We start from the raw sequence: 16,340 nt of genomic DNA, 5'->3' as shown, positions 1-16,340 counted from the left end.
AACACCCGGGTCAACACCCCCACCGACACCAAATCCGACAACCGACGATCCGACTCCGGCTTCACCCACCCAGCACGAGGCATACCACCAAACTACACCGCTGTAAGCTTAACTGAACGGTATTGGGCCTAACCGCGTACCCGCGGTCGGAGTGGCTGCCGTTCTACCGGCAACTGGGCGCCATCACGCGCACCATCCACGACGTCCGCGGCGATCGTTTCGGGCCGGTGGCCGACCCCGGACACGACACCTGGAGCCAGGAGCTGGTCAGCCAGTTCGAGGCGCTGGCCGCTGACCAGGTCGACGCCGGCCTCGACCCCGACGGTTGCCGGCGGATCATCGAACTCGCCCGCCGCCATCGGGCGGTGCTCGACGACATACCCGGACCGCGGCTGCTGCACGGCGATCTGTGGACCCTTAACCTTCTGATCGACCCGGCCGCTGCCGAGCCCACCATCACCGGAGTGCTCGACAGCGACCGTGCCTGCTGGGGTGACCCGCTCGGTGACGTTCCCCTGGACCGGGTTCGGCACCTGGCGCAGGCCGAACAGGATGCCTTCTTCGCCGGCTACGGCACCCGGGCCAGCACGGTCAGCACTGCTGGTGCTGAGCTGCGCGAGCAGTTCTATCGGGCGCGTCACGTGATCGGCAACCAGTTGGACATCCAGCGCCGAGGGCTGGACTTCGCGGAGATTCCCGCGATCCACTGGGACCTCACCGACGTGCTTCGCACCCTGGAGGGCACCTGAGCGCGATCAGCTCTATTGCATCAGGCCGATCACGTTTCCGTCCGGGTCGGTCACCGTCGCGATCAGCTTGCCGCCACCGACGTCCTTCACCGGATTCTGCTCGCTAGCACCGGCGCCGAGCAGCCGCTGCAGCTCGGCGTTGATGTCGCTCACCTGCCAGTAGCAGACGGGACCGGTCAGGCCCTGGCTGTGCCCGGACGGGTCCAGGCCGATGTGCTGATTCCCGGTCGCGTACCCGACGTAGTACGGCTCGTCCATCACGGGTTCGGTCCCCAGCAGCGCGCCGAATAGCGCCTTCGCGGCGCGAAGATCGCGTACGGGGTAGATCACGGTTCGAATGCCCTCGGTCATCGGGTGCTCCTCGAAGCTTGTTGCGGATACACGATCCGGTTGAGATCGTCATCGCTATGACGCGAGCGGGGCGCAGAAGGTGACATCCCACGATGCCGCGCCGTTGACGCAGCGCTTCGAGCAGGACCGTCCGCGCCTGCAGGCGATGGCGTACCGGATGCTCGGCTCGCAACCGGAGGCAGAGGACGCCGTCCAGGAGGCCTGGTTGCGACTGAGCCGCTCCGATGCCGACCAGGTAGCGAACCTCAGTGGTTGGCTGACGACCGTCGTGTCGCGAATCTGCCTGGACCAGCTACGCTCGCGCGGCACGCGCCGCGAAGCGGTCCTCGGGGACGAGCTGACCGCATCGTTGCCGGCACCGCGTTCGGACGGAGGCGACCCCGAGCACGAAGCCGTGCTTGCCGACTCCGTCGGTGGCGCGCTGCTCGTCGTGCTGGACGCCCTCAGCCCGGCGGAGCGCGTCGCGTTCGTGCTGCACGATCTGTTCGCGGTGCCCTTCGACGAGGTCGCCACCGTGCTCGGCCGCTCGGGCGACGCAGCCAAGCAGCTGGCCAGCCGGGCCCGCCGCCGGGTGCGCGGCGCGCCCGGCGTCGAGCGCAATCCCGACCGGCAGCGGAAGGTCGTCGCGGCGTTCCTGGCAGCGTCGCGCAACGGGGACTTCGCCGGACTGCTGGCACTGCTGCACCCGGATGCGATGCTGCGCGCCGACGCCGCCGCAGTGCTCGCGGGCGCGGCAGCCGAGGTCCGCGGCGCCGCGGCGGTGGCCGAGACCTTCAGTGGGCGAGCCCAAGCGGCGCGGCTGGCGCTGATCGACGGAGCAGCCGGTGCGGCGTGGCTGGTCGGTGGCCAGCTGAAAGTGGTGTTCAACTTCACGGTCGTCGACGGCACGGTCACCGCCATCGAACTGCTCGCCGACCCGGCAGTGCTGGACGAGCTCGACGTGGAGCTTTTGCCTAGTGCTCGCTGAGGTAGCGCTCGGCCTGCGCTCGGAGCCGTTCATGCACTCCGTAACCGGACGTCCTGGGCGGCAGAAAGTCCTTGCGAACCTTGGCGACCGAGGTGTAGTTCACGTCGCAGACGTTGGCCAGTGGTGATTCCACGGTCTGGGTCAAGAGCTGGTAGGCGTCCAGCTCGCTGAGGCCGGAATCGCGCGCCACCCACCGGACGAGGTCCAGCTGGGCGATCCGGAAGGCATCCTCGAGCGGGCGAGCGGAACCCGTCGACATCACATAGGTATCGGACTCCAGCCGCGGCCACGGCGTCGGCTGACCCTTGATCAGGTCGACGATCACCACCGAGTTCATCGCCGTCTCGACGGCCACCCCGCAGGTCTCGCCCTCGCCCTGGCGCGCATGGCCGTCACCCAGGCTGAACATCGCGCCCTCGACGTTGACGCCGAGGTAGCACGTGACTCCCGCCCGCATCTCCGGAGTGTCCATGTTGCCACCGTGCGCATCGGGAACCAGCGCCGAGCGCACCTCCAGGTTCGCCGGCGCCACCCCGACCGTCCCGTGCATCGGATCCATCGGCAGCTCCACCCGCAGGTCGCTGTCGGCGGCGTTGAACAGGCAGGTGCGGCGCTCGCGGTCGAGTTGCCAGATCCACACCCGCTCGGGCAACGGTGGCTGCAAGGTGGCCGTCGCGGTCGTCGAGGTCAGCGCGCCGAACAGCGGCACCGTGCTCGATGCGGCCCAGTCCCGCGCTGGCTCGATCGACACGAAGTGCACCGCCAGTGTGTCCCCCGGCTCCGCCCCCTCGACGTAGAACGGGCCGGTCTGCGGGTTCAGGAACGGGAAGTCGCACACTTGCGACACCAGATCGTCCTTGGACCGCACCCGGCCCGCGAAGCAGTCCTCGGTGAAGACCTCCAGGACACTGCCCGGACGGATCCGGGCCATCGGCGCGGCTCCGCCGAACGTCCACACGAACTGCTCCGCGCTCGGCCGGAAGCTCAGCACCTCAGCGTCAGCCGTCATGTCCGCGACCTTACTGCTCAGGAGTCCAGCCAGTCGGTGACGGCTTGTCGAAGAAACTCTGTCTCGCGCTCGATGCCCTGTGGGCTTCCCGCCCGGTGGCCCCAGATGCTGGGAATGGGACGCAGCTCGCCCTTGGCCAGGTGCTCCAGCTCGGCGGCGTTGTCGGCCACCCGGAAGTACAGGTCGGTCTCGCTCGGCAGCAGCAGGACCCGGGCCTGGATCGCCTCCAGCGCGACACCGAGGTCCCCGCCGTACCGGGCTTCGGCGCTGATGTCGGCCTCCTGCCAGGTCAGGGCCTGGGCGTAGATGTTGGCGGCCCGGTACGCGCCGAACATGTCCTCCCACCCGGTCCGCAGGAACGTTTCCAGATCGGGTGCGCCCAGGGCGGTACGGAACAGCTCGGCCCGGTAGAAGTCCTGGCTCAGACCCCAGCCCGCGTAGATGTGTGCGAACGCCCGCAGCGCGGCACGGGGCTCTGCCGAGAACTGGCCGTTGCCCTGGTACTCCGGAGCCGCCTCGAGGGTGCGGAGCAGTCCGGACAGGAAAACCTTGTTGTGCAAAGAGGTCTTGGCGCTGCCGCACACCACGATGGCCCGGTCGACCGCCTCGGGGAATGCCGCCGCCCAGTGGTAGGCCTGACCGGCGCCCATCGAGAACCCGTACGCGGCTGCCACCCGTTCGACGCCGAAGTGCTCGGTCAGCAGCCGGTGCTGGGCCCGGACGTTGTCATACATCGTGACGACACCGGGAAAGTCAGGGGTATCCGCTGCTCCGGAGGACAGCCCGTTGGAGAACATGTCGGGAATGACGATGAACCAGCGCTCAGGGTCGAGGATCTGATCGGGTCCGATCAGCCAGGCGAGGTCCTCGTGGGTTGCGGTGTAACTGCAGGGATAGACGATGACGTTGTCCCGGGCCTGGTTCAGGGTGCCATGGCTCTGCCAGGACAGCCGGGCGTCTGCGATGACGCCGCCCCGTTCCACCTCCAGGTCACCCAGCTCGAATACGCCTTCTTCGATAGGCCATGTCATCGTCGGCACTCCGGTCTCGTGTCTGGCTACTGGCTACTGCACTGAGGTACTGATTAGTCCGCTTGGTCCTGCAGGAGTCCCAGCTCCCGTTGCCGGTCACTGTCGAAATTACCTTCCGGTCGGTTAAGCGTGGGCAGCATCTCGATCAATGGAACCAGATCGGTCCGGGCGACCTCGTACACCCTCTGCAACTCGGCGACCGGGTTCGAGTGCTCGTCCACCCGCAGGTCCAGCGCCGGATACGCCTCGGTGCTGTACACCTTCACCGCCGCGGACTGCCGACCGCGCTTGTCACCGCCGGCTGCCTGCCCGGCCGCGAGGGCAGACAGCAGGCGCTCCACCAGCGGCCGGGAGGCGTCGCCCTCGAAGTCCACTTTCATGGCCTCCAGCGTCTCTGACCCGACCAGCATGTTGCCGACGATGGCGTAGTTCGGGCCGGTCAGGTCACCGTTCCAGGTGTCGCACTCCGAGCCGGTGAACGCGGCACTTCCGCCGGCGGAATCCACGATGCCCAACTGCCGGCCCTCGATGCCGGCGTCCCTGGTCTTCAGGTACTCCAGCGTTTCCTGCGCGATGTGCCCGCTCGCCAGGTACTCCAAGCCCCAGATGCCGAGGTAGGGATTGACCCAGGACTGCGTCGCCACCGCGCCGACCTTGCTTTGTACGAACGGGCAGAGCATTCCCACCGCCGGGACCTTGGTGGATACCGCGACGCCGAGTTCGCCGGTGCGCTGACAGCGGGCGGTGATCGAGAAGGTGTTGTACTTCAGCATGCGATCGCTCCTACCGCGGCATTCTCGCTGAGCAGCAGCGTCTTCAGGACGCTCGTCAGCACGCTGACGCCCGGTTCGCGTTGCCCAGGTGGGGTGAACTCCTCCGGCGCGTGACTGATCCCGGCCTGGCTCGGCACGAACAGCATGCCGGTCGGGACGTGCGGCGCGAGCACCTGGGCATCGTGCCCGGCGCCGCTGCTCAGCGAGGCCCACGCCAGCCCCTGGGCCTCCATCTCACGTCCGAGCAGCTCCTGCAGCTCGCTGTCCATCGGAACGGGCTGATGCTCGTAGGTAACAGCGATCTCGGCCGTCAAGCCCTCCGCGGTTGCCGCGGTCCGCACCGTGTCCCGAACCAGATTGCCCAGAGTGGGAAAGATGTTCGGGTTCGCGGTACGGATATCGACAAAGAAGACAGCCTCGCCGGGAATGACGTTGGTACCACCGGGGCGGACCTCGATTCGCCCGACGTTGGCGGTGACGTCCCCGGAGGCCAGGGCCGCGTCACGCAACGCCAGCACCACCCGGGACGCTCCGGTGAGCGCATCCCGGCGCTCACCCATCGGCGTGGTGCCGGCGTGATTCGTCTGACCGCGCAGGGTCACCCGGTAGCCGCCGATCCCGACGATGGCCGTCACCACGGCGGTGTCCAGGGACTGTGCCTCCATCCGCGGGCCCTGCTCGATGTGCAGCTCCAGGTAGCAGCCGACACCGTCGATACCCTTCGCCCGCGGCACCTCGTCGAAGTCGAAACCACGCTGGCGCATCGCTTCGGCCAGCGGAACCCCGTCCACACCGACCCGATCGCGTAGGGCGGTGAGATCGTCCCCGACGAAGGCGGTGCTGCCGAACATCGAGGTGCCGAAGCGGGCGCCCTCCTCGTCGTTGAAGGCAGCGATCCACAGCGGGCGGCAGGGCCCGAACCCCTCCGCCTTGAGCCGCCGGATAGCCTCCAGCCCGGACAGCACGCCGAGGGCGCCATCGAAGCGGCCGCCGTCTGGAACGGTGTCGAGGTGCGAGCCGATGAGCACCGCCGTGCCCGCGTCGGCACCGTCGACGTCCCAGCGGCCGATCACGTTGCCGGCGGCGTCGATCTCAGCGTTCAGGCCCAGTTCGCGCAGCCGCTCGACCAGCCACTCGCACGCGGCCAGCAGCTCCGGAGTCCAGGCGAACCGGTTCACCGCGCTGCCGTTTCCACCGATGAGGCCGACCTCGTCGACCCAGCTGTCCAGCATGCTCATCTCAGCTCTTCTCCGCGGCGGTGTCGTCTCGATACACCGTGCCGTCCTTGGTCACCAGCACCACCCGGCTCATCGACTCGATGTCCACGCTCGGGTCACCGTCGACGAGCAGCAGGTCCGCCAGCTTGCCGACCTCGATCGTCCCGACCGAGTGCAGGACGTCGAGGTTCTCAGCGGAATTGCGGGTGGCGGCGGTGATCGCCTGCATCGGCGTCAGCCCGAACCGGACCATCATCGCCATCTCGCGAGCCATGTCGTAGTGCCGGTTGAACGGCGTCCCGGCATCGGTGCCGGCCGCCACCTTCATGCCGGAGTCGACCGCCGCCTTGAAGCCCGCGCGATTCGCCTCGGCCTGCTCCGCAGCCTTTGCCACGACCCACGCCGGCACGCCGGCATCAACTCCGTTATCGATGATGGAAGCGATGGCGATGAGTGTCGGTACCAGGAATGTGCCTTGTGACACGGCAAGATCCAGCGCCTCGTCATCGAGGTAGAAGCCGTGCTCGATGGAGTCGATGCCCGCATGCAGGGCGTTCTTGATGCCCGCATTGCCGATCGCGTGCGTGGTCACCCGCCGGCCGGAGTTGTGCGCCTCGTCGGCCACGACCCTCAGCTCGTCCAACTGCAGGGCGGTGTTGCCCGGATCGACACCGGGGGTCAGCACACCGCCGGTCGCCATCACCTTGATGAAGTCAGCGCCTTCCTTGATCTCGGCGCGGGTGGCCTGCCGGACCGCGTCGGGACCGTCGGCCTCCCGACCGATGAAGTGGCCGTGGCCACCCGTCATGGTGATGACCCGTCCGGCGGCACGAACCCGCGGGCCGTCGATGAGGCCGTCGGCGATGGCCCGGCCCAGCTCGATGACGATGTTGTTCGCCGCACCGCAATCCCGGACGGTGGTTACCCCGGATTCCAGGGTGAGCCGCGCGTTGCGGGCAGCCCGCAGGGTGGCCAGCGGAATGGAATCCCCCATGACCTGGGCGAAAAGATCCGGTGCGCCGTCATTGCAGAGGTGCACGTGGGCATTGATCAGCCCCGGCAGCAGCGTCCTGCCGCCGCCGTCGATCACCCGCTCGGGGGTGAAGGCGGGCGCGGATTGGGTGGGGCCGATCCAGCTGACCTTCGAGCCCTCGATCACCACCGACTGTCCCGCCACCGGAGCCGCACCGGTGCCGTCGATGAGCTGGACGTCGCGGATCAACTGCCCGGTCGAGGTCACAGAAACGCCCGGACGGCGGAGAGGTATCCCTCGGTCTCTTCGATGAAACCCATGTGACCGCTCTCTTCCTGGATCACCAACTGGGCGCCCGGCAGGGCCTCGATGATCGCCTCGGACTGGCTGACCGGCGTCACCCAGTCGTAGCGGCCGGCGATGACCAGGGTCGGAGCCGTCACCGAGGCCAGCCCCGGCCGCACATCGTATTTCGGGATCTCGTTGGCCATCATGTAATTGGCCACCACGACCTCACCGCGCATCCGGCCCTCGACCTCGGTGATGATCGCCGCGTCAGGCTTGTGGAAGTACAGCGGCATGCAGGTCTCCCACCACTGGTCGAATTCTTCCTGCGAGGTGATCCGCCCTTCGAACAGTGCGGGGAGCACGGCCAGTTGCTCGGGTGTCGCCATCCTGTCCGCCATCTCCTGGGCCTCCTCCCAGAAGTCGGCGCTCGGCGCGGTGTTGGACAGGATCAGCTTGCTGACCGACTGCGGATGACGCAGCGCGTAGACCTGGGCCACCATGCCGCCGAAGGAGTGGCCGAGCACCATGATCGGGCCCAGCCCCAGGTGATGGCGCAATGCCTCGAGATCGTCGGCCATCTGCTCGATGGTGTACGTCCGCTCGTCCACCCGTCCGGACCGGCCGTTGCCGCGGTGGTCGACCAGCAGCAGCTGGACCTGGTCGGTCAGCGGCAGCAGCCAGGGCTTGAAGTAGGACTGGTCACAGCCGGGGCCACCGTGCAGCAGCACCAGGGTCGGCTTCTCGACGACGGTCGGCCCCTCGGGGACATAGCCGCCCCCCTCGATATCGAAGAAGAGGTCGACTCCGTTGACATGGGCATACATCGGTATCTCCAGTCGGTAAAGGCCCCGCTGTGGGAGCGGGTGGAAGTTCGACGCAGCTGAGCGCGATCAGCTAACGTCGTTGGTGGAAAGCAATCGGCTGGTGAGCCACTCCAACACGGCCTCGGCTCGGATGATCCGGCCGCTCAGATCGGCAACGTCATACACGCCTGTGTGGAACATGTTCGGCAGCCGAAGCATCTCGACCTCGCGCCCGGCCATGCTGAGGGCGTTGTACAGCACGTCGCCCTGACCGGCCGGGCACCGCAGGTCAGCCTCGTGCACGATGATCAGCATCGGCGTGGTGCAGTCGGCGGCGTAGGTCGCCGGCGCAACCTTGGCGTACAGTGCCATTGCCTCCGGACCGGTGCCGGGGTCGCTGCCCATCCAGCGCGCGATGACCTGCGGGATGTCGGAGCCGACCATGCCGTTCCAGTCGGTGACGGGGCATTCGGCCACGCCCGCCTTGAAGCGGTCGCTGTGGGTCAGCAGCCACGAGGTGAGGTAACCGCCACCGGAGAGCCCGAACGACCCGATCCGGTCGCCGTCCACCCAGCCCTCGGCCACCGCGGCGTCGATGCCGGCAAGCAGGTCACCGGCGTCGTGGTGTGCCCAATCGGCCCATAGCGGCTGGGCAAACGCCTCGCCGTAGCCGGAGGAGCCGCGGAAGTTGATGCACAGCACGCCGAGTCCGGCGGCGGCGAACAGGTAGTTCTCCAGGGAAAACATCTGACCGTGGCCCGCGAACGGGCCGCCGTGGATGTTGAGGACAGTCGGGTACGGTCCCGCGCCGCCGGTGGGCTCCAGGAACCAGCCCTCCACCGCGGTGCCGTCCTCGCCCTCGAAGGCCAGTGGCCGCACCGTGAACGGGGCCGGTGGCAGACCGGCAGCATTGAGGCCGGTCAGCCGCCTCGGCGTGCTGGCGTCCGCTGTTACCTCGACCCCGCCCCCGATGCCGGCTTCAGACGTGTCGAACAGGTACAGGTCGAGCGGAGCGGTGAACGAGGTCCGCGCCAGCAGCAGCTGCGAGCCGCGCAGCGCCAGCGGAACCGTCGACGCCTCGTCCGGCGCGAGCGTCGTCACCGTCACCGGTCCGGACAGTGAGATCGCGCAGGTGTCCAGCCGGCCGCCGTTCTGGACGTACAGCAGGCAGTTCTCGCCCGCGTCGTCCACCAGCAGCCGCGGCTCGAGCAGCGCCCCGTTCATCGCGGGCTGCAGATAGCCCGAGATCTGCCCGGCAATCTCGATTCCGCGGTTGGTCGCGGTACCGGTCACCGGGTCGAAGATCACCAGATCCAGCGGCCGGCTGACCTGCCACGCCGTCGTGTGCAGCACCCGGCCGTCGGGCAACCACGCGGTGGCCGGCGGGTACACCAGGTACTCGCCCCGCATGACCTCGAAGCCCTCGCCCCCACCGGGAAGCGCCGCGACGCGGATGGCGAACTCCGCGGAGCCCGGTTCGGCGAAGCAGCCGTACAGCACCGACGTCCCGTCGGGTGAGAACTGCGGGTCGGACACGATGCCGTCGTGCGAGGTCAATCGGCTGGGCTCACCGCCGCCCACCGCCACCAGATACAGGTCCGCCTTGACGTCCTCGACCAACCCCATGCCATCCCGGCGCCAGACCGGCCGGGTCACCCGGTACGGCTTGGCGGGATCGCGTTTGGGCTCGGCGCACCCGGCGAACACGATCGTCCGGCCGTCCGGTGAGAACTGTGGCGCAACAGCGGCGACACCGCGCTCGAAGTCGGTCAGCGCGAGCACCTTGCCGCTGGCGAGGTCGAGGACGCACAGCTGGGAGCACCCCGCCGCTTCCTGCAGGAACGCAACCGTCGCGCCGTCCGGCGAGATCACCGGATTGCTCTGTGACCCCTCGGCCGAAGACAGCACGCGGGCCTCGTCCGAGACCAGGGACCGGCCCCAGAGCACCGACTCCTCGCAGGTGCGCAGGCCGTCCCTGCTGTTGGCGGCATAGACCAGCAGGTCCGCCGCGGCGTTGAAATCGGCACCGAGCAGATCGATAAAGCTGGCGAGGCTCGCGGGCTGGAAACCGTCGGTCCGCGGCTGGGTGACGGGGGTCGTATCAAGCGACACGGTCAGGCCTTTCGTGGCAGGGCGTCGATGAGAAGCGGGAAGTGGCAGGCGGTTCGCCGACGATCTGCAGCGCCGCCCCGGTTGATCAGCGCCGGGACATCGTCGGTGCACATCCGCAGGTCGGAGTCGGTACGTCCCGGACGGCCACAGCGCGGATGGAACGAGCAGCCCGACGGCGGATGGGCGGGGTCGGCCGGCTCGTCGGAGGTGGCACGCACGGCGACGGCATCGGCGGCGAGAAAGTTCCCCGCGGGGTCCGGCACGCTGTCCAGCAGCAGTCGACTGTAGGGATGGTTCGGATGGCGCAGCAGATCGCTGCCGCCCTGCTCCACGATCTGCCCGAGGTACAGCACGCTGAGCTCGTCGCACATGTAGTCCGCGATGGACAGGTCGTGCGTCACGAAGATGTAGGCCAGACCCTGTGCTTCTTGCAGCGCTCGCAGCAGATTGAGGATCTCTGCCTGGACGGAGGAGTCCAGCGCCGATGTCACCTCGTCGGCGATGATGACCTTGGGCTCCACCGCCAGCGCTCTGGCGATGGCGATCCGCTGCCGCTGGCCACCGGAGAACTCGTGCGGAAGCTTGGTCGCGGCGGACCCGTCGAGCGCCACCGTCTCCAGCAGCTCGGTGACCCGGCTGCTGTCGGCGGCGTTGCGGCGGCCGTTGGGATTGAGCGCCTCCTGCAGCACCCGTCCGACCGTCATCCGCGGGTCCAGGGAAGCGTAGGGATCCTGGGGGATGAGCTGGATCGTCCGTCGCGCCGCCTGTAGCTCACGACGCGACATGGATCCGACGTCGGCTCCGGCCAGCAGCACCTTTCCGGTGGACGGGGCGAGCTGGCCCACGAGCACTTTGGCCAGCGTGGACTTGCCCGAACCGGATTCGCCGACGAGGCCCATCGTCTGGCCCGGCGACACCGCCAGGTCGACGTTGTGCAGCACCTTCGCCGACTTGGGTCCGAACCCGTAGCCGGCGCTGACCCCGGAGGCCTGCAGCACCGGAGCGGTCAGTTGTTCAGTTCGCGCCATGGTCAGCTCCGATCCGCAGCGGCACCTCGTTCACGGCGTGGCAGGCGACCGCGCCCTCGCCGTGCACCAGCAGCCGGGGGTCGACCGTGGCGCAGACCGGCATGGCCAGCGGACACCGGTCGACGAACGAGCAGCCCGGCGGCAACCGGTCGGGCGCCGGCGGTCGGCCTGCCAGCGGCGCGAGCGGGCGCTCTCGCGAGCCCTCGGCCACGGCGGGCGTCGCCGCGAGCAGCGCCCGGGTGTACGGGTGCTGGACCCGGCCGGCCCGCAGTTCGGCGACCGGCAGCTCCTCCACGATGCGGCCGGCGTACATCACGCACACGCGGTGACACAGCGCCGAGATCACCTTGATGTCGTGGGAGATCATCAGGATGGCCATGTCGTGCGTGCGGTTGATCTGGTGCAGCAGGCGAAGCACGTCGGCCTGCACCGTGACATCCAGCGCGGTGGTCGGCTCGTCGGCGATGAGCAGTTTCGGTGACGACAGCAACGCCATGGCGATCATCGCCCGCTGCCGCATGCCACCGGACAGCTCGTGCGGATACTGCTTGAGCCGTGTCTCGGGCGAGGACACCCGCGCCTCGCGAAGCTTCTCGATCGCCATCGCGCGGGCCTTGTCCTTGGGAACCTTCTTGTGTACTCGGACGACCTCGGTTATTTGCGTGCCGACATGCAATGCGGGGTTGAAGCAGGTCGACGGGTCCTGGAACACGATGCCGATGTCGCTGGCGAGTTCGACCGGCGGCTTGGCGTGGCTGTCGCTCAGGTCGCGCCCATTGATCTCGAGGATCTTCGCGCTCCAGGACAGCTCCGGGGCGAGCAGCCGGGCGATCGCCATGGCTGTCACGCTCTTACCCGAACCGGACTCGCCGACGAAGCCGACGATCTCACCGGCGAGGATCTCCAGCGACACTCCCCGGACGAGCGGTAGGTCGATGTCGCCACGGCTGGCCGACACCCGCAGGTCGCGGATGGAGGCCACCACCGGACGGTCCGCAACGGTCGCCTCGCCGAGCTGCCGGGACGCGCTCAGCGAGCGGTCACTGAGGTACTGGTCCTCGGCGCTTTCGCCGACAGCCGGCATCGAGGTGGCCACCGCGCGGGCCGAACGGCGGCTGCGGCTGCCCTGCTGGCGCGGGTCCCAGAACTGGGCGAGGCCGTCGCCGAGCAGGCCGGCGGCCAGCCCGGTGACCAGGATGGCCAGCGACGGGCCGAGTGCCTCGATCGGGTTGACATAGATGTCGCGCAGTCCCGATGCCAGCAGCTGACCCCAGTCATAGGACGGTTGCTGAACACCCAGTCCGATGAAGCTCAAACCCGACAGCGTGACAATGGTGGTCGCGAAGCCGACTGAGGTCAGCACCAGGACCGGGGCGGCGATATTGGGCAGGACGTGCCGACGCAGGACGCGCCCCCGGGACAGTCCCAGCAGCCGGGCGATGGTCACGTAGTCCTTGCTGGACACCGAGTTGGCCAGGGTGTTGATCAGGCGGGCGAACTGCGGGCTGAACGCGATTCCGATTGCTACCACGACGGAAACCCGGCCGGGCGAGAAGATGGCCGTGATGGCCAGCGCGACGATGACCGGCGGGTAGGACACCATCAGGTCGATCACCCGGCCGCCGAGGCTACGGACCCGGCGCCCGGCCAGCACGATTCCCGCGCCGAGAATCGTTCCGATGCCGACGGCCAGGATGGTGGCGGCTGCCGCCATGATCAGGGTGAGCCGGGTGGCGACCAACGTCCGGTAGAAGACGTCGCGTCCGAGCGAGTCGGTGCCCAGTGGGTGCGCGCCGCTTCGGTGCGCCCTGATCGTCGGATTCAGCTTCTCGGCACCGGAGCCCCACAGCAGCGGTGCCACCACCGCCAGCAGCACGATGAGCGTGAGCAGGGTCGCGCCGATGATCAGCGGTGCGGGTAGCCGGCGGCGTCGACGGCGGTTCGCGGCGGCGTTCGCCCCGGTGGGACCAGTGGGATCGGTGAGGCCGGCCGACTCATCAGTGGCGCCCGCGGCGCCCACGCCGATGGTTGTCATGACTGCTCCCGAGCGAGTACCCGCGGATCCAGGAGTCCGAGGGCGATGTCCACGGCCAGGTTCACCAGTACCGCGATCACGCCGAGCACCAGGATGATCCCCTGCACTGCTGGGTAATCGCTCTGCAGGATGGCCTGCACGATCTCGGTTCCGAGGCCCGCGATGTTGAAGACGTTCTCGGTGATGACGGTGCCGCCGAGCAGGGCCACCAGCAGCAGACCGCCCAGCGTCAGCGTGCTGGTCACCACGTTGGGCACCACGTGCCGGAACAGCAGTCGCGGCCACGGCAATCGCTTGCTGGTGGCCGTCATCAGGTACTCCTGGGACAGCACCGACACGGTCTCGTTGCGTACCAGACGGGCGAGCACCGCGGTCGGGGCCAGCGCCACCGAGATGGCCGGCATGATCATCGACTTCAACCCCTGGCCACCCTGAACAGGCAGCAGGTGCAAGGTAAGCGCGAACACGTAGATGAGCAGCGTGCCCGTGATGTACTCGGGCATCGCCCCCACCAGGCTGGAGCCACCGGTGAAGGTGGCGGTGGCACCACGGCCGCGCTGGTTGCGCTGCAGCACCCCGATCGCGATGCCGAGCGCGAAGCCGACGATCATGACAATGACCAGGGCATAGACAGCAAGCTGAGCGGTCAGCGGCAACCGCTGCGCGAGCATGTCGGTCACCGGCTGCTGATCGACGAAGGACGTGCCGAGGTTGCCGTGGAACAGGTTGGTCACGTAGTGCCCGAACTGCTCCCACAGCGGCTGCGTCAAGCCCAGTTCCTCGCGGACCTGCTGCACGGCTGCTGGGTCGGCGGTGATGCCCACGATGTTGCGCGCCGGATCGCCTGGTACCCAATGCACGATCATGAAGGTCAGCACCAGCACCGAGACCAGCACCGCCACCACCCCGATGAGCCGCCGCCGGAGGTAGCGGAGCCACTTGGCGGCGGCTCCCGACATACGGACCGGACGGACCGCCGCGCTCGGCGGTGGTGCTTGCGAGCTCAGCGCGTCGGTCGTCACGATCGGTTCCCCTCTCGGCCGGTAATTTCTCGTCTTCCCGCTGCCAGCACGGTTCTTGCTCTGGTGTGCGTCATCGGTCGCACCCTTCCTGGCTCAGCGCGAGGGCCGCTACTTGCTCACCCGGATGGTTCCCGGCTGCACGAAGCCCTTGACCACCACGCCACTGGTGCCACCGGTGAAGAGGGTGTTGACCGGTGCGGTGGCGATGGGCAGCACGTCGTTGTTCGTGAGCAGCGACTTCTGGAACTTCGACATCGCGGCGCACTTGGCGGCGCCTTCCTTGGCGCCGGCCTCGGCGAATGCCGCGTCAGCCTCGGGGTTCTGGACGCCACCGAGGTTCTGACCCGCCGGCGGCGCCGCGCCCACCTCGAAGCCACCGGCCTCCAGCAGGCTGGAGATGGTGTTGCCGAGCACCAGGATCGTGATGTCCCAGTCGTTCTTGCCGGAGAACAGGTCACCGACCCACGTCTCGTTGTTCATCGTCGTCACCGAGGCATCCGCGCCGGCCGCCTTCAGCGCCGACAGCAGGTAGCCGTTCGCGTCACCACCGGCGAGCAGGTTGGTGCCGATGATCCGGATCTTGACGCCCTTGAGGGTGGCCGAGGCCGCTGCAGTGTCGAAGGTGGGAATCAGGGAGTCCAGGCTCGGGTCGTAGCACTCGTAACTGGACTCACCCAGGTTGCTGATCAGCTGGCCGGAGCCGAAGCTCTGGATCTTGTTGATCATGTCGCGGTTCAGCGCCTGCGAGATCGCCTTGCGCACATTCTTGTTCGCGGTGGGATGGCCCTTGTTCTCGTTGAACATCAGCCAGGTGTCGGACTGCGCCTCGCTCACCACGTTGTAACCCTGCTGGCCCTTGAACCGGTTCCAGGCGTCACTGCCGTAGGTTGCAATCTGCAGCTTGCCGGTGGACATCAGGTTCGCGCGGGTGCTCTCGTCCTGAACCACTTTCAGAACCAGGGTCTTCGGCGGGTTGCCGGTGGTCGGCGCCTTGGAGAATTTCGGTCCCCACGTGTAGTTGGCTCGCCGGGTCATGGTGTAGCTGGCGCCGGAGACCTGGCTCGCGGCGACGTACGGACCGGTTCCGTACGACTTTGTCAGCAGATCGCTCGGGTTCTTCAGGCCTGCCGGGCAGATGATGCCGGTGTAGGGAGCGGTGAGGCCGGGTACCAGACCGGACCAGGGCTTCTGCAGCGTGACCTTCACCGTGCTGGCGTCAGGCGCCGTGACCTTTGCGGTGTTCTTGCCGCCGATCACCAGGCTCAGGAACGGCGCGGCCGTCTTCGGGTTCATGAACCGGCTCAGCGAGTCGACCACCATCTGCGACGTCAGCTTGGTGCCGTCAGAACACGAGACACCGTCCCGCAGCTTGAACGTCGCCGACGTCGGCGTGCTCGTCCAGGAGGTGGCCAGTCCGGGAACGAGCTTGCCGTCCGAGTCAAAGTCCACCAGCGGGTCGTACATCGACCAGATCGCGACCGCGTCCTGGAATGAACTTCCCTTCGCGGGGTCATAGCTGGTCAGCGGCCCGTCCAAGTGCATCGTCACGGTGCCGTTACCGCCTGCTCCACCACCGGACTTGCTGCTGGAGCTCCCGGAGCACGCGGTCGACACCGTCATCACGGCTGCGACCGCCACCGCGAGAGCGGCGCGGGATCTTGGCTTGATTCTCATGGGAATCCTTTCAAGCGGATGCGGCATCAGCCCACGGCCAAGGCCTTGGGCTCGACACGGGCCGAGTTGAGGTACGGCGCTGTGAGGCCTCGGCCCGGTCCGGCGTGCTGGTCAGGCCCGCCGGACCGGGAGTGCGGGAGGTGCCTCGTCATCGTCTTGATGACCACGTTCATTGAACTGAATGGGTTGCAATATAATGATGGCGACCAACGACGGTTGTCAAGCATTTCGGCCGCCGCCGGCTCCGGTCAGCCGGATGTCGGCGACCATTATGGTCGTCGGCCAGCTATTTCGGGCAAGGCTCCGTC

General features: G+C 67.9%; 14 protein-coding genes. 2 read left to right on the top strand and 12 right to left on the bottom strand.

The window, feature by feature from the left end; genetic code table 11:
* The first annotated feature begins 122 nt into the window (after window positions 1–122).
* Entirely contained in the window at window positions 123–749 is a 627-nt protein-coding gene (locus RM423_RS18285; protein WP_311424484.1) for a phosphotransferase family protein, read from the top strand.
* Window positions 750–761: 12 nt separating this feature from the next.
* Here RM423_RS18285 and RM423_RS18280 read toward each other — a convergent pair whose 3' ends face one another.
* Window positions 762–1,100, bottom strand: coding sequence for a VOC family protein (locus tag RM423_RS18280; RefSeq protein ID WP_311424483.1), 339 nt, complete (start codon window positions 1,098–1,100; stop codon window positions 762–764).
* Window positions 1,101–1,179: 79 nt separating this feature from the next.
* Between RM423_RS18280 and RM423_RS18275 the strand changes: the two genes are divergently transcribed.
* Complete coding sequence (locus tag RM423_RS18275; protein WP_311424482.1) at window positions 1,180–2,067, top strand: sigma-70 family RNA polymerase sigma factor; 888 nt, start codon at window positions 1,180–1,182, stop codon at window positions 2,065–2,067.
* Here the strand turns inward: RM423_RS18275 and RM423_RS18270 are convergent.
* The 11 genes from RM423_RS18270 to RM423_RS18220 form a co-directional block, all read right to left on the bottom strand.
* Window positions 2,054–3,076 (bottom strand): acetamidase/formamidase family protein, encoded by a 1,023-nt coding sequence (locus RM423_RS18270; RefSeq protein ID WP_311424481.1) that lies wholly within the window; start codon window positions 3,074–3,076, stop codon window positions 2,054–2,056. The two genes, RM423_RS18275 and RM423_RS18270, sit on opposite strands and share 14 nt — an antisense overlap.
* 17 nt (window positions 3,077–3,093) lie before the next feature.
* A complete protein-coding gene (locus tag RM423_RS18265; RefSeq protein WP_311424480.1) occupies window positions 3,094–4,107 on the bottom strand; it encodes an alpha/beta fold hydrolase in 1,014 nt (337 codons plus the stop codon).
* A gap of 53 nt (window positions 4,108–4,160) precedes the next feature.
* A complete protein-coding gene (locus tag RM423_RS18260) occupies window positions 4,161–4,880 on the bottom strand; it encodes a DUF1028 domain-containing protein (RefSeq protein WP_311424479.1) in 720 nt (239 codons plus the stop codon).
* On the bottom strand, window positions 4,874–6,118 hold the full coding sequence (locus RM423_RS18255) for a Zn-dependent hydrolase (RefSeq protein WP_311424478.1): 1,245 nt from the start codon (window positions 6,116–6,118) through the stop codon (window positions 4,874–4,876). Before RM423_RS18255 ends, RM423_RS18260 begins: the two co-directional genes overlap by 7 nt.
* Window position 6,119: 1 nt before the next feature.
* Window positions 6,120–7,337 carry a metal-dependent hydrolase family protein gene (locus tag RM423_RS18250; RefSeq protein ID WP_311424477.1) on the bottom strand — a complete coding sequence of 406 codons (1,218 nt, stop codon included), beginning with the start codon at window positions 7,335–7,337 and terminating at the stop codon, window positions 6,120–6,122.
* Window positions 7,334–8,182, bottom strand: a complete 849-nt coding sequence (locus RM423_RS18245) for an alpha/beta fold hydrolase (RefSeq protein WP_311424476.1) — start codon at window positions 8,180–8,182, stop codon at window positions 7,334–7,336. The genes RM423_RS18250 and RM423_RS18245 overlap by 4 nt, the downstream gene beginning before the upstream one ends.
* A gap of 66 nt (window positions 8,183–8,248) precedes the next feature.
* Window positions 8,249–10,273 carry a S9 family peptidase gene (locus RM423_RS18240; protein ID WP_311424475.1) on the bottom strand — a complete coding sequence of 675 codons (2,025 nt, stop codon included), beginning with the start codon at window positions 10,271–10,273 and terminating at the stop codon, window positions 8,249–8,251.
* A gap of 2 nt (window positions 10,274–10,275) precedes the next feature.
* The gene (locus RM423_RS18235) at window positions 10,276–11,301 is read right to left on the bottom strand and encodes an ABC transporter ATP-binding protein (protein WP_311424474.1); all 1,026 of its coding nucleotides are present in this window, start codon (window positions 11,299–11,301) and stop codon (window positions 10,276–10,278) included.
* Complete coding sequence (locus RM423_RS18230) at window positions 11,288–13,336, bottom strand: dipeptide/oligopeptide/nickel ABC transporter permease/ATP-binding protein (protein ID WP_311424473.1); 2,049 nt, start codon at window positions 13,334–13,336, stop codon at window positions 11,288–11,290. The genes RM423_RS18235 and RM423_RS18230 overlap by 14 nt, the downstream gene beginning before the upstream one ends.
* Window positions 13,333–14,358 (bottom strand): ABC transporter permease, encoded by a 1,026-nt coding sequence (locus tag RM423_RS18225; RefSeq protein WP_311424472.1) that lies wholly within the window; start codon window positions 14,356–14,358, stop codon window positions 13,333–13,335. The genes RM423_RS18230 and RM423_RS18225 overlap by 4 nt, the downstream gene beginning before the upstream one ends.
* 108 nt (window positions 14,359–14,466) lie before the next feature.
* Window positions 14,467–16,032, bottom strand: coding sequence for an ABC transporter substrate-binding protein (locus RM423_RS18220; RefSeq protein WP_311424471.1), 1,566 nt, complete (start codon window positions 16,030–16,032; stop codon window positions 14,467–14,469).
* Window positions 16,033–16,340: the final 308 nt, after the last annotated feature.

The sequence above is a fragment of the Jatrophihabitans lederbergiae genome (genome assembly GCF_031845305.1).
Lineage (GTDB): Bacteria > Actinomycetota > Actinomycetes > Mycobacteriales > Jatrophihabitantaceae > Jatrophihabitans_A > Jatrophihabitans_A lederbergiae.
Note: the sequence above shows the minus strand (reverse complement) of the source record. Positions and strands in the feature narration are given on the sequence as shown.